At 66.2% G+C, this 19,087-nt stretch carries 20 protein-coding genes and 1 pseudogene; 13 read left to right on the forward strand and 8 right to left on the reverse strand.

The features are described from left to right. The first annotated feature begins 118 nt into the window (after nucleotides 1-118). The 4 genes from DBO33_RS01145 to DBO33_RS01160 all read left to right on the forward strand — a co-directional run bounded on the left by DBO33_RS01145 (nucleotide 119) and on the right by DBO33_RS01160 (nucleotide 3,573). The gene (locus DBO33_RS01145) at nucleotides 119-694 is read left to right on the forward strand and encodes a TerD family protein (RefSeq protein WP_107653385.1); all 576 of its coding nucleotides are present in this window, start codon (nucleotides 119-121) and stop codon (nucleotides 692-694) included. A 210-nt stretch (nucleotides 695-904) separates the two neighbouring features. Beyond that, nucleotides 905-2,005, forward strand: coding sequence for a DUF475 domain-containing protein (locus DBO33_RS01150; protein ID WP_107653386.1), 1,101 nt, complete (start codon nucleotides 905-907; stop codon nucleotides 2,003-2,005). A gap of 90 nt (nucleotides 2,006-2,095) precedes the next feature. Beyond that, entirely contained in the window at nucleotides 2,096-2,719 is a 624-nt protein-coding gene (locus DBO33_RS01155) for a TerD family protein (protein WP_107653387.1), read from the forward strand. Between the two features lie 137 nt (nucleotides 2,720-2,856). Beyond that, entirely contained in the window at nucleotides 2,857-3,573 is a 717-nt protein-coding gene (locus DBO33_RS01160; protein ID WP_107653388.1) for an alpha/beta fold hydrolase, read from the forward strand. 29 nt (nucleotides 3,574-3,602) lie between these two features. Here the strand turns inward: DBO33_RS01160 and DBO33_RS43780 are convergent, their stop codons facing one another. The 4 genes and pseudogenes from DBO33_RS43780 to DBO33_RS01170 all read right to left on the reverse strand — a co-directional run bounded on the left by DBO33_RS43780 (nucleotide 3,603) and on the right by DBO33_RS01170 (nucleotide 9,087). Next, nucleotides 3,603-6,098 (reverse strand): AAA family ATPase, encoded by a 2,496-nt coding sequence (locus tag DBO33_RS43780; protein ID WP_234390633.1) that lies wholly within the window; start codon nucleotides 6,096-6,098, stop codon nucleotides 3,603-3,605. Beyond that, nucleotides 6,085-6,576: a hypothetical protein gene (locus DBO33_RS43785; protein WP_234390634.1), complete on the reverse strand. Its 492-nt coding sequence runs from the start codon at nucleotides 6,574-6,576 to the stop codon at nucleotides 6,085-6,087. Before DBO33_RS43785 ends, DBO33_RS43780 begins: the two co-directional genes overlap by 14 nt. A 338-nt stretch (nucleotides 6,577-6,914) precedes the next feature. Beyond that, nucleotides 6,915-7,625 (reverse strand): annotated as a pseudogene (locus DBO33_RS44645) (AfsR/SARP family transcriptional regulator); the annotation flags it as partial. A gap of 76 nt (nucleotides 7,626-7,701) precedes the next feature. Next, the gene (locus tag DBO33_RS01170; protein WP_107659852.1) at nucleotides 7,702-9,087 is read right to left on the reverse strand and encodes a glycosyltransferase family 87 protein; all 1,386 of its coding nucleotides are present in this window, start codon (nucleotides 9,085-9,087) and stop codon (nucleotides 7,702-7,704) included. Nucleotides 9,088-9,257: 170 nt separating this feature from the next. Here DBO33_RS01170 and rpsF point away from each other — a divergent pair, with 170 nt between their 5' ends. The 5 genes from rpsF (at nucleotide 9,258) to dnaB (ending at nucleotide 12,983) form a co-directional block, all read left to right on the forward strand. Continuing rightward, on the forward strand, nucleotides 9,258-9,545 hold the full coding sequence (gene rpsF / locus DBO33_RS01175; protein WP_014989072.1) for a 30S ribosomal protein S6: 288 nt from the start codon (nucleotides 9,258-9,260) through the stop codon (nucleotides 9,543-9,545). Nucleotides 9,546-9,633: 88 nt separating this feature from the next. Further along, a complete protein-coding gene (locus tag DBO33_RS01180; protein WP_107653390.1) occupies nucleotides 9,634-10,176 on the forward strand; it encodes a single-stranded DNA-binding protein in 543 nt (180 codons plus the stop codon). A gap of 59 nt (nucleotides 10,177-10,235) precedes the next feature. After that, a complete protein-coding gene (gene rpsR, locus DBO33_RS01185) occupies nucleotides 10,236-10,487 on the forward strand; it encodes a 30S ribosomal protein S18 (protein ID WP_107653391.1) in 252 nt (83 codons plus the stop codon). A 17-nt stretch (nucleotides 10,488-10,504) separates the two neighbouring features. Continuing rightward, nucleotides 10,505-10,957: a 50S ribosomal protein L9 gene (rplI, locus tag DBO33_RS01190; protein WP_107653392.1), complete on the forward strand. Its 453-nt coding sequence runs from the start codon at nucleotides 10,505-10,507 to the stop codon at nucleotides 10,955-10,957. Between the two features lie 643 nt (nucleotides 10,958-11,600). Continuing rightward, nucleotides 11,601-12,983, forward strand: coding sequence for a replicative DNA helicase (gene dnaB / locus DBO33_RS01195; protein WP_107653393.1), 1,383 nt, complete (start codon nucleotides 11,601-11,603; stop codon nucleotides 12,981-12,983). Between the two features lie 126 nt (nucleotides 12,984-13,109). On the opposite strand, the gene DBO33_RS01200 is transcribed toward dnaB, so the two are convergent. Genes DBO33_RS01200 through DBO33_RS01210 form a run of 3 tightly spaced genes read right to left on the reverse strand, consistent with a single transcriptional unit; the run spans nucleotide 13,110 to nucleotide 15,011 of the window. Continuing rightward, nucleotides 13,110-13,466: a hypothetical protein gene (locus DBO33_RS01200; protein ID WP_107653394.1), complete on the reverse strand. Its 357-nt coding sequence runs from the start codon at nucleotides 13,464-13,466 to the stop codon at nucleotides 13,110-13,112. 30 nt (nucleotides 13,467-13,496) lie between these two features. After that, the gene (locus DBO33_RS01205) at nucleotides 13,497-14,585 is read right to left on the reverse strand and encodes an alkene reductase (RefSeq protein ID WP_107653395.1); all 1,089 of its coding nucleotides are present in this window, start codon (nucleotides 14,583-14,585) and stop codon (nucleotides 13,497-13,499) included. Between the two features lie 30 nt (nucleotides 14,586-14,615). Further along, nucleotides 14,616-15,011, reverse strand: coding sequence for a RidA family protein (locus tag DBO33_RS01210; RefSeq protein ID WP_234390636.1), 396 nt, complete (start codon nucleotides 15,009-15,011; stop codon nucleotides 14,616-14,618). A 194-nt stretch (nucleotides 15,012-15,205) separates the two neighbouring features. On the opposite strand from DBO33_RS01210, the gene DBO33_RS01215 reads away from it, so the two are divergent. Then, nucleotides 15,206-15,688, forward strand: coding sequence for an NUDIX hydrolase (locus DBO33_RS01215; protein ID WP_234390637.1), 483 nt, complete (start codon nucleotides 15,206-15,208; stop codon nucleotides 15,686-15,688). A gap of 36 nt (nucleotides 15,689-15,724) precedes the next feature. Here DBO33_RS01215 and DBO33_RS01220 read toward each other — a convergent pair whose 3' ends face one another. After that, nucleotides 15,725-16,135, reverse strand: a complete 411-nt coding sequence (locus DBO33_RS01220) for a RidA family protein (RefSeq protein ID WP_107653398.1) — start codon at nucleotides 16,133-16,135, stop codon at nucleotides 15,725-15,727. Between the two features lie 71 nt (nucleotides 16,136-16,206). Here DBO33_RS01220 and DBO33_RS01225 point away from each other — a divergent pair, with 71 nt between their 5' ends. From DBO33_RS01225 to DBO33_RS01235, 3 genes are all read left to right on the forward strand, one after another. Then, complete coding sequence (locus DBO33_RS01225; RefSeq protein WP_107653399.1) at nucleotides 16,207-16,605, forward strand: winged helix-turn-helix transcriptional regulator; 399 nt, start codon at nucleotides 16,207-16,209, stop codon at nucleotides 16,603-16,605. Between the two features lie 112 nt (nucleotides 16,606-16,717). Then, on the forward strand, nucleotides 16,718-18,058 hold the full coding sequence (locus tag DBO33_RS01230) for a family 1 glycosylhydrolase (protein WP_107653400.1): 1,341 nt from the start codon (nucleotides 16,718-16,720) through the stop codon (nucleotides 18,056-18,058). A gap of 60 nt (nucleotides 18,059-18,118) precedes the next feature. Then, complete coding sequence (locus DBO33_RS01235) at nucleotides 18,119-19,063, forward strand: RNA polymerase sigma-70 factor (protein WP_107653401.1); 945 nt, start codon at nucleotides 18,119-18,121, stop codon at nucleotides 19,061-19,063. Nucleotides 19,064-19,087 lie beyond the last annotated feature (24 nt).

Here is a 19,087-nt window from a genome sequence, read left to right on the forward strand (position 1 = left end):
CACCGAGGGTTCTGCGGGTTCCTACGCAAGTTCGCGGAAACCTACTACTGTCGTAAGGCGTACCCGGCGATTCGGACATGCTGGGAACCAATGACGGACTATTGAAAGGGAATCCCGCATGGGTGTCAGTTTGTCCAAGGGCGGCAATGTCTCGCTGACCAAGGCGGCGCCTAACCTGACCGCCGTCGCAGTCGGCCTAGGGTGGGACGTACGGACCACCACCGGGGTTGACTTCGACCTCGACGCCAGCGCGATCGCGACCGGCGCGGACAAGAAGGTCCTCTCGGACCAGCACTTCGTATTCTTCAACAACCTGAAGTCGCCGGAAGGCGCCATCGAGCACGCCGGCGACAACAAGACCGGTGAGGGCGAGGGCGACGACGAGGTCATCAACGTCGACCTGGCCAACACCCCGCCGACCATCGAGAGCATCTTCTTCCCGGTGTCGATCTACGACGCCGAGACGCGGCAGCAGTCGTTCGGTCAGGTGCGCAACGCCTACATTCGCGTTGTCGACCGCAGCAACAACGAAGAGCTCGCCCGCTACGACCTCACCGAGGACGCCTCGACCGAGACCGCGATGGTCTTCGGCGAGCTGTACCGCAACGGTGCGGAGTGGAAGTTCCGTGCCATCGGTCAGGGCTACGCGGCCGGCCTGGCCGGTATCGCCCGCGACTACGGCGTGAACGTCTAAAGCACACTTCACCACAAGCAGGGGGCCTGGTGACGGGCCCCCTGCTCGTGCGCCCGGTCTCCGGATGCGCGGGAACCCTGCTGCATGCAGGATCGTTGGACAAGCAAGGGTTCTCCGGCCACGCTGGTAGCAGCGGCGCCAACTCGGTTCAATCAGACAAGCGCTCGGACGGATAACTCGTCCGGTCGACGCAAACGAAAGGTCCCCCGCGTGGTCGTGCGCATTTTCGGCATGTCGATCGTCGTGACAGTGCTGTCGCTGGTCGTCGCCTTCCTGTACGGCGGGCCAACGGCGTTGGCGCTGGTCTTGATCCTCGGCATCCTCGAAGTATCGCTGTCCTTCGACAACGCCGTCATCAACGCGACGGTGCTGCAGCGGATGAGCGAGTTCTGGCAACGGATCTTCCTTACCGTCGGCATCCTGATCGCCGTGTTCGGTATGCGCCTGGTCTTCCCGCTGGCGATCGTCTGGATCACCGCGGGGCTGAACCCGGTGAAGGCGTTCGACCTGGCGCTCAATCCCCCCGAGGGCGACGCGGCGTACTTCCCGAACGGCGAGCCGAGCTACGAAACGCTGCTCACCGACGCGCATCCGCAGATCGCCGCGTTCGGTGGCATGTTCCTGCTGCTGCTGTTCCTCAACTTCATCTTCGAAGAGCGCGAGATCACCTGGCTGTCCTGGCTGGAGCGTCCGCTCGCCCGATTCGGCAAGCTCGACATGCTCTCGGTGGTCGTCGCGTCCATCGGCCTGGTGCTCACCGCGGAACTGCTCACCCCCGACGACAAGCGCTCGACCGTGCTGCTCGCAGGCCTGCTCGGCATGGTGGTCTACATCGTGGTGGACGGGCTCGGCTCGATGTTCCACACCGAGGAGCACGTGGGTGACGGGCCGTCGGAGCTGGTCAAGGCCACGGGTAAGGCCGGGTTCTTCCTGTTCCTCTACCTCGAGGTGCTCGACGCGTCGTTCTCCTTCGACGGTGTGATCGGCGCGTTCGCCATCACCGCCGACCCGATCATCATCGCGCTCGGCCTCGGTCTGATCGGCGCCATGTTCGTCCGGTCGATCACTGTGTACCTGGTGCGCAAGGGCACGCTGGCGGAGTACGTGTACCTCGAGCACGGCGCGCACTGGGCGATCGGCGCGCTGGCGGTCATCCTGTTCGTCTCGATCGGCGTGCACGTCAACGAGCTCGTCACCGGCCTGGTCGGTGTCGCGTTCATCGGTGCCGCGTTCATCTCCAGCATCCTGCGCAATCGCCGCGAGGACGACAAAGAAGTGGAGAGCGAACGAGAGCCGACCCCGGTAGGCTGATTTTCGGCAGGCAGCCGAATACTCGTGCGGCAGCGGCCACTCCCTCGGGAGGACCGCTGCCGCTCCCATTTCTCTAGGGGGATCACGCCGATGGCGAACGACAGCAACGCCGGTGGGGTCAACCTGTCCAAGGTGACCCTGTCGAAGGCGACACCCAGCATCAACCTCACCAAACCGGGTGAGCAGCAAGGCAACATGCGGGTCAACCTGAACTGGTCCACCGGTTCGAAGGGTTTCTTCCGCAGGTCCAAGCCGGTCGATCTCGACCTCGGCTGTCTCTACGAACTGGCCAACGGCAACAAGGGTGTCGTGCAGGCGGTCGGCAACAATTTCGGTGCACTCGACACCGAGCCGTTCATCGCGCTCGACGGTGACGACCGCAGCGGCAACGCGGCCGGCGGTGAGAATATGCACATCAATCTCGCACGGCCCGAACTATTCCGGCGCATTCTGATCTTCGCCTTCATCTACGAGGGCGTGCCGAACTGGGCCGCCGCCGACGGTGTGGTCACCCTCTTCCCGACCTCCGGCCCGCAGATCGAGGTCCGGCTCGACTCCCCCGTGGACGGTGCCCGCTCCTGCGCCATCGCGCTGCTGCAGAACCAAGGCAGCGGCATCACGGTGCACCGTGAGGTGCACTACATCAACGGGGCGCAGAAAGAGATCGACGAGGCCTACCGCTGGGGCATGAACTGGCACAGCGCTCGTAAGTAGAACACCCCCTTTCACGCGCGATAGACCGTTTCACCAGCGCGTTCGGTGGACATTCAGACCACGTTCAGTCGACTCCAGATGCTGTAGGAGATCGATCGCCGGTACTGCGGCGCTCCGACGTGAACTGGAGGAAACCCATGACCACCACCCCGAATGTGCTGCTCGTGCACGGCGCCTGGGCCGACGGGTCCAGCTGGAACAAGGTGATCGAGCGCCTGCTCGACCAGGGCTTCGGCACCGTGGTCGCCAGCCAGCTGCCGCTGCGCGGCTTCGCCGACGACGTCGCCGCGGTCACCCGCGATCTGGACGCGCTGACCGGTCCGACGATCCTGGTCGGCCACTCCTACGGCGGTGCCGTGATCAGCCAGGCGGGCGCGGGTCGCGCCGACGTCACCGGGCTGGTGTTCGTCGCCGCCTACGCCCCCACCGCGGGCCAGTCCGCCTTCCAGATCAACCAGGAATTCGGTCAGGACCTGCCCAGCGGCGCGGACCTGGTGAACATCGGCGCCGAGGACATCCCGGATCTGATCATCGCCCGCGACCGCTACCACGCCGACTTCGCCGCCGACGCCGACCCGCGCGAGGCCGCGCTGCTCGCCGCCACCCAGAAGCCGACTTCGGTGCTGTCGCTTGCCGGTTCGGGCACCGCGACGCCCGCGTGGCAGACGCTGCGGCACAACACCTGGTACCAGATCTCCGAGTTGGACGCGATGATCCACCCGGACCTGGAGACCAAGATGGCCTACCAGGTGGCCACCGAGGATCACATCGTTTCGCTGGCCACCGGGCACGCCTCGATGATCACCCAGCCGGACGCCATCGCCGAGCTGATCGCGCGGGCCGCCGGTCGGTAAAGCCGGACCACCCGACATCCCGGTCCACGTCAGCCGGTGGGCAGGCTGCCGGCTGACGGGATGCGCGCCGTCGCGCCGAGCAGATCGCCGATGAGTTCGAGATACCTTGTCGCGCCGATGGTTTCGGCATGCGAGCGGGCCTCCCAGCGCAGCTCGACGGCCCGCTCCGGGTCACCGCTGTCGTGCCGGACCGCGGCGAGTTCCAGCAGCGCCGGGATCAGCTCGACCGGCGAGTCGTAGCGGCGCAGCAGGCCGACGGCCCGGTCCAGCAGCTCCGCGTCCACACCGCCCGGCGCGGCGGAAGCCATGGCGCGCAAGGCCCTTCCGATGGTGCCGGGGGTATCCCACTGTTCGGCCAGTTCGAGTTCCGCGGCGGCCAGTTCGCGGGCCTGCGCGCGCTCGCCGAGGCGCACCAGTTCCATGGCCGCGGAACTGCGCCACGGGATGTGGGCCGGGTTGCGGATGCCCACCGCGCCGACGCGGCGCCCACAGTCCAGGAAGTGCGCGATCGCCTGGCGGGAATCGCCGCGGGCGGCACACAGCAGACCCTTGACGTGGATGACCACGGTCCACTCCCAGGTTTCGGGGTTGGCGTGCTCGGTCACGCTGTCGAGCCACTGCTCGGCCTCGGTCAGGCGGCCGAGCCCGAGCAGGGCGTGCGCGTACTGGGCGACCAGTGCCAGCGGTGGCCGGATGGACTCGTCACCCAGCGTGCCGACGGTCGGTGCGACCTCGCGCAGCACCCGGCGGTAGTCGCCGCAGCGCAGCAACACCTCGGAGTGCAGGATGAGGCGGTAGACGTCGATGGTGCCGAAGTGGTGGTCCTTGCGCTGTTCGCTGAGTCGCCTGGCCAGCGCGAGGTCGCCGGACCACATGGACAGGTGCGCCAGCAGGCCGATCAGCTGCTGCGGCAACACTTCCCAGCCGCGGGCCGGATCGGGTTCGGCGGGGAAGCGGGCGAGGGTTTCGAACGCGGTGTGCCGCACGCGGAAGGCGTCGTCCCAGGTGAGTATCGCGGTGGTGATCTGATCGGTCGATTCGGCGCCGCGCAGTGCGGCGACGTAGTCGCGCCACGAGGCCGAGGTCAATCCGGCAACCGCCCAGGATGCAGCGCGGATACTTTTGGCCGCCAACGGGTTTCGTTCCGCTGTCTCGGCGAGTACCTCGTCCAGCAGCGCCATCGCCGCGCCGGACTGCCAGCGCGTCGACATCGTCCAGGCCAGTGGAATGAGCGCGGTCGGCGCGACCTCACGCGTGCGCTGACTGTGCAGCGCCTCCTCCAGGTGTGCGCGGGCCGCCGCCGGGTTGGTCCACAACTCCAGCTGGCCTAGCCGGACGAGAATGTCGTCGCGGCCGGTGGGCGCGGTGATCCGCAACGCCGCCGCCAAATGGCGCACGGCATCGATGATCAGGCCGTGACGCAAGCATTCTTCTGCCGCGTCCAACAGCACCACCGTCCACCGCGCGTACTGCACGCCGACCAGATCACGGAGATAAGCCGCGACCTGTCTGGCCGAGTAGCCTGCGCTGCGCGCCTGTTCGGCGGCGGCGATCCGGATCCGGTCCGTGTCCTCGCGACCGCCGAGCCAGCGAATCGTGTTGCCGATCAAGGGATGACGGAACACCGGGGGCGTCACCGAAGTCAAAATGCCTGAGGCGGCGAGTAGTTCGCAGCGGTGCTGGATCACGCCGGCCGGTTCGTCACAGGCGGCAGCGAGCACCTCGATGGTCGGCGCCACATCCGCCAGCACGGCGAGGGCGCGCAGCATGGCGACCCCGTGCGGGGAGTATCGGCCGAGCAGTCGGCTGATCGAGCGCGAATAGCAGCCCTCCGGTAGATATTCCGGGATGCGGTCGTGGTCACGCAGCGCGACCAGGTCGGTGATCAACGCGCCGGCCAGCAGCGGAATATCCGCCGTCACCTGCTGAATATCCGCGGCCAGTCCTGGCGGGCACGTTGTCCCGGTCCGCCGTTCGTACAGTCCCTCGATCGCCGCCACGCTGAGCCCACTCGGCCGCAAGATCGCGACGGCGAGCGGCTCCAGCCGCGCGTGCAGATCGAGAATCGCAGGCTCCCAGGGACGTTCGTCCAATGCCAGCACCAGCAGCACCCGCATCCGACGTAGCCGCGGCGCCACCGCCGTCAGCACCCGCGCCGAGCGCTCGTCCAGGTGCTCGCCACCGTCCACCAGCACCACGTGCAACCCCGCCGACGAATCCTGAATCAGCTTGGCATGCAACGTTTCCACCAGCCGAGCATCGGAGTCCTGCGCCGACACTTCGATCCCCAGCAGCTCCGTGATCGCCCCCAGCGGCGGCGCACCGTCCCACAGATCCACGCGCCGTGCATCAGGCACCCGGCGCGCCAACTCGTCGAGCAGCTGCGTCTTCCCGAAGCCCGGCCGCCCCGAAATCACCACCAACCCACCGCTACCCGCAGTGGCCCGCTCGGTCCACGCCGCGATCCGCGTCAGCTCCTGGTCGCGTTCGAACACCAGTGGCGCTGCGGAATCAGGTTTCTGCACTGGTGCCAGGACGGGTGCCGATGGTGGTGTTACCGGCCGTGTCACGCCCGGTGCCGATGCCGATGCGACCGGCGATGTCGACGCCGTTGCAGGTGCAATCGTCCACGTAGGGGCTGCTGGCGGTGTGGGCATCGGTGCTGATCCGACCGCCGACGGTCCCGCTATCGGCACCGCGGCTGCCGATGTCGGGTCCGCTACTGGTGCTGGTGCCAGTGGCGATGATGGTGCCTGCGGTGTCGATGCTGGTGGCGATGCCGGTGCTGGTGCTGGTGCTGGTGCTGCCGGTGATGGTGTCGATGGCGGTACTGGTGCCGGCGGTGTCGCCGTTGCCAGTGGTGCTGGTGCCGCAACGGAAGTCGGCGTCGGGGATGTCGACGTCGGTGCCGGAGTGGGAGTCGGAGTCGGAGTCGGAGTCGGAGCAGCCGACGACGCCGGTGCCGCCTGTGTTGGCGTGGGCAACGACGCTGGTGCAGGCCACAGCGCGGACACCATCGCGAGTCGATGTTCAGCGCCGGGCGGAAGCGATGCCGACTCCCTTACCCAAGCGGTGTCCGAAAGCCGCTGTGCAGCGGTATCTTCCGGAGTCTCAGCGGTCCGAGCGGGCACACCAGCAGACCCAGTCTGTCGCGTAAATCGCTGCACGACAACGGCATTCGAGTCACCAGCCACCTCATCCGCACGTGGTTCGGCGGCCGGCTTTAGTTGACTCTCGGCGTGCGGTCGTTGAGGTGCCCGGTTCACCAGGACCTCGCCGGACAGGATCTGGGTATGCAGGGCGCGAAGTTGCTCCCCCGGTTCGACGCCCAGCTGATCCACCAGCAAGTTACGCGTCTCCCGGTAGACGTCGAGCGCCTCGGACTGACGCCCGCGGGCGTACAGCGCGCGCATCAGCACCACGCGTGGGCGTTCGCGCAGTGGGTGTTCCGCCGTGAGTACCCGCAGGCGATCGATCACCTCATCGGAACGGCCGAGTGCCACAGCGACATCGAGGCTGTCCTCCACCACGGCGAGCCGACGCTCGGCCAGTGCCGTGCGTTGGCGTTCGGCGAACGGGCCGGGCAGTCCGGCGAGCGGTTCGCCGGAATACAGGGCGAGGGCCTGCGCGTAGCGGTTTTCGGCTCGCGCCCAATCGCCGGCTTCGCGGGCGCGGCCCGCTTCGCCGGCCAACCGGTCGAACACGCCGAGATCGGTCTGCTCGTCCGCGATCCGCAGCTGATATCCGCCGTGCCCGGACAGCAGCAGCACCGGCGGCGTGCGTGGCTTACGGTCCGGCTCGAGGATGCGGCGCAGCGCGGACACGTAGGTCTGGATCACGCCGACCCCGCTGGCCGGCGGCACGCCGTCGTACAGCGCGGCGAGCAGGCTCGACGCCGAGACCCACTGCCGCCGCCGGAAGGCCAGCACGCACAGCACGGTCCGGCGCTGCGGCGGGCCGAGCGGCAGGATCTGCTCGCCACGGTGCGCTTCCACGCCGTTGAGCAGCGTCAACCGCACCGCGGGCGGCGAGCCCGCGACCGCCTGATCCATCCGTTTCCACCGCCTCACTCCGACCTGGCCCGACCAGGGTAAGCGGACCGGCGTCCACCCGAAACGGCCCGGGTGGTCAGCCGACCGAGATCAGTGCGCCGGGCGCGAACCGCGGCACCGGCGGCGGCACCGGCCGGTAACCGCGCGGCCGCGCCCGCAGAAACAGAAAGAACAGCGCGACCAGCAGCACCGCCCTGCCCCACACCCCGAACTGCACGACCTTTTCCATATTTTCCCAGGGCAGGCCGGAACCCAGCGCGTAGAAGTACCGGAAAACGCCGATCCCGAGGGCGGCGTCAGCGACGAAGTAGGCCACGATCGCCGCCCACGGCACCTCGAGCAGCACCAGGAACGGCACCAGCCACAACGTGTACTGCGGTGAATGCACCTTGTGGAACAGCAGGAATCCGCACAGCATCGCACCGCTCACGCCGACCCACGGGAACACCTTGGTGGCGAGGTATCGCTTCCAGCCGAGCCACATCGCGAGTGCGAACGCGGCGAGCACCAGGGTCGGTGAGGCGATCGACACCACCTGCTGGAACAGGGCCTCGCTCTGCGTGTCCGGCCCGAACAGCGGCCGAAGTCCCCAGTACCAGATCGAATTCGTGGTGATGTCGGCCTGCCGCAGCTGCTGGAAGGTGATCGAGGCCCGCCACCCCTCGTACCCGGCCAGCGCGAACGGCAGGTTCACCGCGATCACCGTGCCGATCGCCGCGCCCGCCGTCAGCAGCGCGCCACGCACGTCCAGGCCGGTGTCGTCGCGGTCGCGTTCGACACCACCGGTGAGCACGTAGGCCAGTAGCGGCAATACGAAAATGCCGGGGTACAGCTTCAAACAGAACCCGAGACCCAGCAGCACCGCGGCCACCATGCCCCTGGTGCGCAACGAGTATCGGGTCCAGGTCGCGATCACGTACACCGCGGCGACCGCCGTGCACACCACCGGGAGTTCCCAGTTGTGGAAGGCATAGAGCACCAGCGGCGGTCCCGCCGCCCACAGCAGCGCGGCGCGGCCCGCGAGCCGGGCCAGCATCCAGGCGGTCAGCAGCGCGAACGGCGCGAGCAGAAGCGCGGAGTGCCGCAGGAACTCGGCATCGTTGTGCGCGCCGAGCGCACCAAGCCACATCAGCGCGCCGCTGAGCACCGGGTATTCGACCGCCCCGCCGACCAGCGTGCCGTCGTCGGTGATGCCACCGTGCACATACGGAAAGACGTGCTCGTTGATGTCGCGACCCAGCCAAAGGAACTGGATATCGGAGTAGCAGACATCCGAATCCTTGCTGACATCGAATACCGTACTGCGACCGTCGGCCGTGAACGGCGCTCCCGCACACCGCGCCTTGTTCGCATATCCGAGCGCCAGCGTGAGCCCGCACAGTATGAGCACGACCGCCGCCAGCGCCACGCGACGAGTCACGCGGCGCGCGATCAGGTCGCTGATGGCGGGTCCGGTCGGCATGAGCACCACCCTAAGCGGCGAGGTATATCAACGTCCGCGTTCCCTCGCCGACGGGATCGATTTCGGTGGTCAGGGGCGGTTCATGTAGCCTTGTCGGGGTGCTGACGCAACGACCCTCCTGCCACGGAGAGCCCGTGGCCGTTTCCTAGTCCACAGGAGGTGATTGGTCCGTGCGTCATTACGAAGTGATGGTTATTCTCGATCCCAGTCTGGACGAGCGCACCGTTGGTCCGTCTCTCGAGACGATGCTCAACGTGGTTCGTACCGAAGGCGGCAAGGTCGACAAGGTCGATATCTGGGGCCGCCGCAGGCTTGCCTACGAGATCGCCAAGCAGGCCGAGGGCATCTACGCGGTGGTCGATCTGACCGCGGAGCCCGCGACCGTGAGCGAACTCGATCGCCAGCTCGGCCTGAACGAGTCGGTGCTGCGCACCAAGGTTCTGCGCCACGACAAGTAGTCCCGCAAACCTCGATTGCGTCGGTGCCTGTATCTAGGCTCTAGCGCAACAGCGAGACGCGGACTGCACACCGAGCAGGAGGAACCACATGGCAGGCGACACGGTCATCACCGTCATCGGAAACTTGACGGCCGACCCCGAGCTTCGATTCACGCCCGCGGGAGCGGCGGTGGCCAATTTCACCGTCGCGTCGACTCCCCGGATGTTCGACCGTAATTCGAACGAATGGAAAGACGGCGAAGCGCTGTTCCTGCGCTGCAATATCTGGCGCGAGGCTGCGGAAAATGTCGCCGAAAGCCTGACCCGGGGTTCCCGAGTCATCGTGAGCGGGCGACTGAAGCAGCGCTCCTACGAAACCGCTCAGGGTGAGAAGCGCACCGTCGTCGAGCTCGAGGTCGATGAAGTCGGCCCCTCGCTGAAGTACGCCACCGCGAAGGTCAACAAGACCAGTCGCGGCGGCGGTGGCGGCGGTGGCTTCGGATCCGGTGGCTCCGGTGGCGGCGGTAACTCCGCCCCGGCCGGTGGTGGCGGTGGACGTTCCGGCGGTGCCGAGGACGATCCTTGGGGCAGTGCGCCCGCGGCAGGCTCCTTCGGGGGCGGCGGCCGCGTAGATGACGAACCGCCGTTCTGATAACGGCAACTCATAGGTCTACCTCGCGTGGACCATCACTGATTACGGAGTAAAAGACCATGCCTAAAGCGCCAGCGCGCGAAAAGGTGCTCAAGAAGAAGGCCTGCGCATTCTGCAAAGAAGCCAAGTCCGGAATCGTCAACATCGACTACAAGGACACGGCGCTGCGGCGTAAGTACGTCAGCGATCGCGGCAAGATCCGCGCCCGCCGCGTCACCGGCAACTGCGTGCAGCACCAGCGTGACATCGCGGTTGCCGTCAAGAACTCGCGTGAGGTGGCCCTGCTTCCTTACGTGTCGACGGCTCGCTGAGTAAGGGAGGCACGCAAATGAAGTTGATTCTGACTGCTGACGTGGACAACCTCGGTGCGCCCGGCGACACCGTCGAGGTCAAGGACGGCTACGGCCGCAATTTCCTGCTGCCGCGCGGACTGGCGATCGTGGCCAGCCGCGGCGCCGAGAAGCAGGTCGCGGGCATCCGCCGGGCGCAGGACGCCCGTAAGGTGCGCGACCTCGATCACGCCAACGAACTGAAGCAGGCCATCGAGAACCTCGAGTCGGTCTCGCTGTCGGTGAAGACGGCGGGCACGGGCAAGCTGTTCGGCTCGGTGACCCAGGCGGATGTCGCCTCGGCCATCAAGGCCGCCGGTGGGCCCGTGGTCGACAAGCGCAGCATCGAGCTGCCGAAGTCGCACATCAAGTCGACCGGCAAGCACGGCGTCGTGGTGCACCTGCACCCGGACGTGGTGGCCAAGTTCGACCTGACGGTCGCTGCCAGCTGATATAGCACCACATCGAAGACCACTCCCGTGTTCGGCACGGGGGTGGTCTTCGGTTGTGCGACGTCGGCCACTCTTCCGAATAACTGGCTGTTTGCTAGATACTGGGCACTGCCATACGGAACATTCTCGGCAAATCGTCGCTGGTCACAGCGTTCCCATGAGCAGGCCTGTGGATTACTTGGAAAACCGACCGGTGGCAATGTGATTCAGCTCATAGCCGTCACCCGCGCTGTTAACCCAACACGCCCGGCTGTTCAACTTGGCCGACACGCGCGACTTTATTCATCCACACGGGGATAGATCGGTAAATCGATATCTATCTGCGGGTTTTCGCGGAGTGACCTGGGTTTTCCCCAAGTAGTACACAGGGGGTGCACACAGTTAGGTGAACAGTCCCCAAGTTATCCACAGGTGTGTGCACAGTGGCGTTTGGCGACCACCCTTCGGGTCGCCTAAGTTCGTCCTACGTCGTGCACAAACGGCCCGCACGCCCCGAAATCGTGGATACCGCAACGGTAGCTGGATCCCGCAGGTGGCCCTGGTCATCAGGCGCTGCCGCTGCGGCAGCGTGTCGGAGCACCGAGAGTGGAACGAACATCAATAGCGTGGGCCCCGGTGGGTAGAGAGAGGACGGTCGAGTCTCATGGCAGTCGTCGATGACCGCGGGCACGCGAACTTCCCGCCCGAACCCCCCGGCGAGGACTTCGGGCGCCAGCCACCGCACGACATGGCGGCCGAGCAGTCCGTGCTCGGCGGCATGCTGCTGAGCAAGGACGCGATCGCCGACGTCATCGAGGTCATGCGGCCCGGCGACTTCTACCGCCCCGCCCACCAGCTCATCTACGACACCATCCTCGACCTCTACGGTCGCGGCGAACCCGCAGACCCGGTGACCGTCTCGGCCGGCCTGGACCGCCGCGGCGAACTCAAGCGCATCGGCGGACCCCCCTACCTCGTCACGCTCACCCAGACCGTGCCCACCGCGGCCAACGCCAGCTTCTACGCCGAGATCGTCGCCGAAAAAGCCATCCTGCGCCGCCTCGTCGAGGCCGGCACCCGCATCGTGCAGTACGGCTACGCCGGCGCCGACGGCCAAGACATCGCCGAGGTCGTCGACCGCGCCCAAGCCGAGGTCTACGAGGTCACCGAACGCCGCACCACCGAAGACTTCCTCCCCCTAGAGGAACTCCTGCAGCCCACGATGGACGAGATCGACTCCATCGCCAGCCGCGGCGGCATCTCCCTCGGCGTCCCCACCGGCTTCACCGAACTCGACGAACTGACCAACGGTCTGCACCCCGGACAGATGGTCATCGTCGCGGCCCGACCTGGAGTTGGAAAATCGACGCTGGGAATGGATTTCATGCGCAGTTGCTCGATCAAGCATGGGCTGCCCAGCGTTATCTTTTCGCTGGAGATGAGTCGCACAGAAATTGTGATGCGGCTGTTGTCGGCCGAGGCGAAGATCAAGCTCGGTGATATGCGCTCCGGGCGGATGAGCGACGACGACTGGACCAAACTCGCGCGTCGCATGAGTGAGATCAGTGAAGCGCCGCTGTTCGTCGATGATTCACCGAACCTCACCATGATGGAAATTCGGGCGAAGGCGCGGCGGCTGAAACAACGCCACGATCTGAAACTCGTTGTGGTGGACTACCTCCAGCTGATGACCTCCGGTAAAAAGGTCGAATCCCGGCAGCAGGAAGTCTCCGACTTCTCCCGAAATCTGAAACTGCTCGCCAAGGAACTCGAGGTTCCGGTGATCGCGATCAGCCAGCTGAACCGTGGTCCCGAACAGCGAACCGACAAGCGCCCCATGGTCTCCGACCTTCGCGAGTCCGGCTCGCTCGAGCAGGACGCGGATATGGTCATCCTGCTGCACCGCCCCGACGCCATCGAACGCGACGACCCCCGTGGTGGTGAAGCCGACCTCATTGTCGGCAAGCACCGTAACGGTCCGACCGCCACCATTACCGTTGCGCACCAACTGCATTTGAGTCGGTTCGTGGATATGGCGCGCGGTTAACGACGCGAGTTCTTCACCGATCCCCGGCAACGACGACTTCACCTCACCACCGCCGCAGTGGGCATCCAGTTTCGAAATTCTGCAACGCTCCTGGCGCGATGGCGCCGTTGGTGAGGCGCTAGGGCGTCACAGCTGCTGATGCGCGATGAACCATTCGGCTGCGGCTTGCGCAGCCTCGACTGGGCCGATGTTGTCGCGGCGCAAACCGTCCTGCGGCGAGGTGTCGATGCCCGCGTCGGCTGCCCGGACGCCGTCGTCCCAATTGAGGCATGCCGGACTCCACCCGCCGCAGAGGGCGATTCCGTCGTAGTCGACTCGCAGTGTGGCGTGGATATGGCCGTCGCTGTTTACGAAGTCGAGGGACGCGATCACCCACAGCGTGCCGTCGTCGTCCGCGTGGTACCAGTCATCGATGTCTGGCACCTGTGTTCGCAACGTGGCAAAGAACCTTTGTTCGTCCGGAGTCGGATCCTGGTCGCGCATAGTGCCATTGTGTCCGTCCGCTACAACGGCTCATACCCGTTCCGCTTGCAGTGCGGGATAGTCGGTGTAGCCCTCGGCGCCGCCGCCGTAGACCAACTCTCGGGCGTACTCGTTGACGGGGGCTTCGGTGGCGATGCGGGCGGGGAGGTCGGGGTTGGCGATGAAGAGGCGGCCGAAGGAGAAGAGGTCGGCCAGGTCGGTTTCCAGGACTTTTTCGCCTGCGGTGCGCGTGGTGGGGGTCGGCCCGTTGAAGTTCGCGATGAGGGTGTTGGACCAGCGGGGGCGCAGGTCGGCGAGGGCGGGGTACTCGCCGCGTTCGATGACGTGGAGGTAGGCGAGGCCGAGAGGGGCGAGGGTGTCCACCAAGGTGCGGTAGGTGGTCTGTGGATCTTGTTCCGCGACCTGGTTTTCCGGGTTGTCGGGGGAGATGCGCAGGCCGACGCGTTCGGCGCCCACTTCGGCTGCGACGGCGGTCGCGATGTCGACGGCCAGTCGTAGCCGGTTGTTGCGGGAGCCGCCGTAACGGTCGGTGCGCTGGTTGGTGTTTTCTGCCAGGAATTGCTGGATCAGGTAGCCGTTCGCGCCGTGGATCTCGACGCCGTCGAAGCCGGCCGCGATGGCGTTGCGTGCTTCGGTGGCGAAATCCTCGACTGTGGCGTCGACTTCGGCGGTGGTCATCGCGCGCGGTGTGACGTGGTCCTTCAGCCCCTGATCGGTGAAGATCTGCGCGTCGGTGATGCGCACGGGCGAGGGTGCGAGTGGGGTCGCGCCGCCCGGCAGGATCAGCGGGTGGGTCATCCGGCCGACGTGCCACAGCTGGGCGAAGATGCGGCCGCCTGCCGCGTGCACCTTGTCCGTCACCTTGCGCCAGCCTGCCACCTGCGCGTCATCGACGAGGCCGGGAATTCCGGGGCCGCCTTTGCCGAGGACATTGGCGTAGATGCCTTCGGTGACGATCAGTCCTGCGCTCGCGCGCTGGGCGTAGTAGTCCGCGGTGAGCGGGTGGGGGACGCCGGTGGAGTCGTCCGCGCGCCCCCTCGTCATCGGGGCCATCGCGATCCGGTTCGGCAGGTCGAGTGCGCCGCGGCGGTAGGGGCGTAGCAAAGGGCTCTCGGACATGGGTTTTCCTTTCACCAGGGTGGATCGGGATCAGCGAGCGAGTGCGGTGACTTCTACTTCGATCTGCCAGTCGGGCTGGGCGAGCGACGACACTTCGAGCAGGGTGTCGGCCGGGTAGGGCTCGCTGAGGAACTCCTCGCGAAGCTGCAGGACCTTGTCGAGGTTGGCGGCCATGTCGGTGACGAAGATGCCCACCTTCACCACGTCATGCAGATCGGCACCGGCCTGCGCCAGAACGCGTTGGATGTTGGCGAACGCCTGCCGTCCTTGCGTCAGAAAGTCGTCGGAGACGGTGCGCCCCCGCTCGTCGATCCCGGCCTGCCCGGACACGTAGATGACGCCGTTCGCCTTGATCGCCTGCGAAATCTTGTACGGCTCATACCAATCGGGCGTGGTGGCGATCTTCTCGATGCGCTGAGGGGTCATGATCATCCCGTCATAAGTTGTATGTGCATGCAATAACTGTAGGTGCATGCAGATATTGGCACCACTTGCCCTGCGCTGTCAACACCGGCACGGTCATCGCCGGACCCTTCAACCGCCGACGACCTCATCTGACACGCGAGAGCCCTGACCATCCGCCCGGCGATGAGCCGCTGGCTGTCGCCGGGACAGCGGCCATGGAAACTGAGGGAATGAGTTTCAGGCTGGCAGCTTATGCCGTATGCATCGATGATGGGCGGGTTTTGCTTGCCCGTCAGGTGTCGCCGGATGGCGAGAGCAACTGGACTCTTCCGGGTGGCAAGGTCGAGCATGGGGAGGATCCGTTCGATGCGGTGATTCGGGAACTCACCGAAGAGACCGGGTGTCGGGGAAGCGTCGAACGTTTGCTCGGCGTGGATTCGCGGGTGATCCCCGCGGCCGTCGCACGGGCCGGAACCGAGCATCAGAATGTCGGTATCTTCTACCGAGTCCGCGTCACCGGCGGCCGGCTCCGGCCCGAGTCGAACGGTGAAACCGCCGAGCCGACATGGACTCCCCTTGCCGAGGTCGACCGCCTGCGCCGATCGTCACTGGTGGACATCGGTCTCACCCTTGCCCGGACGCTGCCGGCAACCGGTCATGTCGCTGACGTGCCGGTGGGCGGGTTGATCCAGTACTGAAGCGCCGTGCACCTGCTATCGCGCCAACCTGCGGGGTCAGTCGAGGACGGCGTAGGCCTCTACTTCGACGAGGACGTCGGGCTCGAAGAGGTAGTCGACGCCGATTGCGGAGACCGGGGGTAGGGGTTGGGGGAGGGCTAGTTCTTCGGTGACGCGATCGATTCCGGCGACGAAGTCGGGGTATTTGTCCGGAGTCCAGTTGGTGACGAAGAAGCGGAGGCGGACGACGTCGGCGAAGGTTGCGCCGGCGCCGGCGAGGCCGCGGGCGGTGTTGCGCATCGCTTGGGCGACCTGGCCGGCGAGGTCGCCGGTCGCGACGGGGTTGCCTTCGGCGTCGCGGGCGATTTGGCCGGCGACGTGTACGTGGCGGGTGCCGGTGCTGATCGAGACGTGGTGGTAGGGAACGGGGGTGAACATGCCCTCGGGGGTCAGCAGTCGCACGGCCATGGGGTGCCTTTCGGAGTAGGTATCCGATGTCTACCTGGTGCCCCGAGGACACTTCAACGAGACTAGGTGTCATGCAGGAAACCGCCCTCGCACCTTCGGACAGCCCGCAATTGACCGCACAGCACCGTGAGCTGCTGGATCAGATGCTCGACAAGTGGTCGCTGCATGTGCTTGACGCACTGTGTGGAAGTCCGTTGCGCTTCAACGAACTTCGTCGGGCGATCCCGGTGGTGACACAGAAGTCGCTCACGGCGACGCTGCGGCGGCTGGAGCGCAACGGGATGGTCGAACGGATCGTGACGAATACGCGTCCGGTCGCCGTGCAGTACCGGATCTCACCGCTGGGCAAGTCGTTGCAAGATCTGATCGACGCACTGCTGCGCTGGTCTACCGTCACGTTGCCCGATGTCGAGCGGGCCCGGGCGCGCTTCGACGACCAGGTCGAAGCCGAGCAGGAGCGAACACTGTGAGGCAGGTCGGCGAAAGTGGCTGCGTCCCTGACACATTTGCTGACGAGCTCCAGAAACGCCGACTATCGCGGGATCCGCACTTCGGCGGTGCACATCCAGTTACCCTGAGGTGATGCGATTCCGGTTCCGTCGGTATGCACTGACCGTACTCGCCGCTGCCGCGTCGACGATGCTGCTATGCACGAACTCTGCTGCGGCACCGCCGATTCGCCCGGTAGCGGCGCCGCTCGGCAATTTCCTCTGGGGTGTCGCGTCCTCCGGATTCCAGTCCGAAGGTCATGCGCCCGACAGTAATTGGACGCGCTACATCCCCAAGCATCCCGATTACGACGCGTTGCACGATTCGGTCGACTTCTACAACCGTTACGAATCGGACATCGATGCGGCCGCCGCACTCGGTGTGCAGGTGTTCCGGGTCGGGATCGAATGGGCCCGAGTGCAACCCGCGCCGGGGGTGTGGGACGAGGACGCGTTCCGTTTCTACGATGCCGTCATCGCGGCTATCACGCGGGCGGGAATGCGACCGATGATCACCCTCGACCACTGGGTTTATCCAGGCTGGGCGGTCGATCGCGGCGGCTGGCGCAACCCGGGCATGGTCGGCGATTGGCTGGACAACATGCGTACCGTGGTCGATCGCTACGCCTCCCGCAATCCGCTGTGGGTCGCGGTGAACGAGCCGGCCGCCTACATCTCGCACGAAGTGCGCAGGGGCGCCGCCGAGGCCGGCGAGATGCTGGATCGGATCGCGCAGGCGCATAATGCCATCTACGACCACATTCATCACGTGCAGCCCGGCGCCCAGGTGACCAGCAACGTCGGTTATGTGGCCGGTGCGGAGGGTGAGGTCAACGGGTCGTTCCTCGATCGCGTCGGACATCGGCTCGATTACGTCGGCATCGACTATTACTTCGGTTACGACCCGGTGCAGTCACTGCTCGGCGGCATCAGCAGAGCCACCGGATCGGCCATTCCGAGCCTGCCGGGCACGAATATCTGGGATCTGCCGCTGCGGACCGAGGGCATCTATTACGCGCTGCAACACTATTCGCGCCGCTACCCGGGTAAACCGCTCTACATCGTCGAGAACGGCATGCCGACCGACAACGGCCGCCCTCGGGCCGACGGCTATTCCCGCAGCGATCACCTGCGCGACACCGTCTACTGGATCCAGCGCGCCAAGGCCGACGGCATGAATGTCATCGGCTACAACTACTGGAGCATCACCGACAATTACGAATGGGGTAGCTACACACCACGATTCGGCCTCTATACCGTGGATGTGCGCACCGACCCCGGCCTCGTACGCCGCCCCACCGACGCGGTCGGTACCTACACGCAGCTCGTCGCCGAGGGCGGTGTCCCCGACGGCTATCGGCCCACCCGCGGCCCGGCACCCTGCTTCCTCGTCGACCCACCGGCCAGCTGTCTCGGCCCGGTCGGGGTCCCGTAACCACTAGGTCACACCCGGGGCGGGTGGCTGTGGCCTGCCCAGATGGTCGACCATAGAGTCATGTCGCTCAGCACGCACGAAGCCGATCTGTTCGAGAGTTACCGGGGACGCCTGGAAGCGATCGCCTATCGGCTGCTCGGCTCGGCCGGTGACGCCGAGGACGCCGTGCAGGACGCGTATCTGCGCTGGCATGCGGCCGACCGGACCCGGATCGAGACCCCGGCGGCCTGGCTGACCAAGGTGCTCACCAACCTCTGCCTCAACCAGCTGACCTCGGCCCGCGCCCGGCGGGAAACCTATGTGGGGCAGTGGCTCCCGGAACCGGTGCTGGCCGGCGATCGTATGCTCGGCCCGGCCGACACGGTCGAGCAGCGCGAGTCGGTCTCCCTCGCGATGCTCACTCTGATGGAGCGCCTGTCGCCCAACGAGCGCGTGGTGTACGTGCTGCGCGAGGCTTTCGGATACTCGCATCGGGAGATCGCGGAAATCCTGGACCTGACCGAATCGAACTGCCAGCAGCTCTTCCGGCGAGCCAAGCAGCACGTCGGCACCGAACGGCCACGCGCCGAGGTCGATGCGGACACCGCGCGCCGGATCGTCGAGGAATTTCTCGCCGCGGCGCTCAGCGGCGATACCGAGCCACTGATCCGGCTGCTCACCGACGACGCGGTCAGTATCGCCGACGGCGGGGGCCGGCTGCCTGCCCGCAAGATTCCGGTCGTCGGCGCGTTCGATATCGCGCGGTACCTGCGTCACGTGTTCCAGCCGACCCCGGCCAAACGCGCCTTCGTCGGCGACGACGCGGTCTTCTATGCCGTGGTGGTCAACGGTGCGCCCGCCGTGCTGGTGGAGGTCGGCGAGCGGGTGTACGGGGTCCTGAGTCTCGAGCCGACCTCGGACGGCGTCGCGGCGATCCACATCCAGGTCAACCCCGACAAGCTGGCGCGCATCACCCGGCAGTGGGCGGCCGCCGGACCGCAGCAGCCGATCGTCCGGAAGTGGTGACCCACATCACAAGAGCTTTTTGTC

The sequence above is a fragment of the Nocardia suismassiliense genome, from assembly GCF_900269665.1.
In the GTDB taxonomy this organism is placed as follows: Bacteria; Actinomycetota; Actinomycetes; order Mycobacteriales; family Mycobacteriaceae; genus Nocardia; species Nocardia suismassiliense.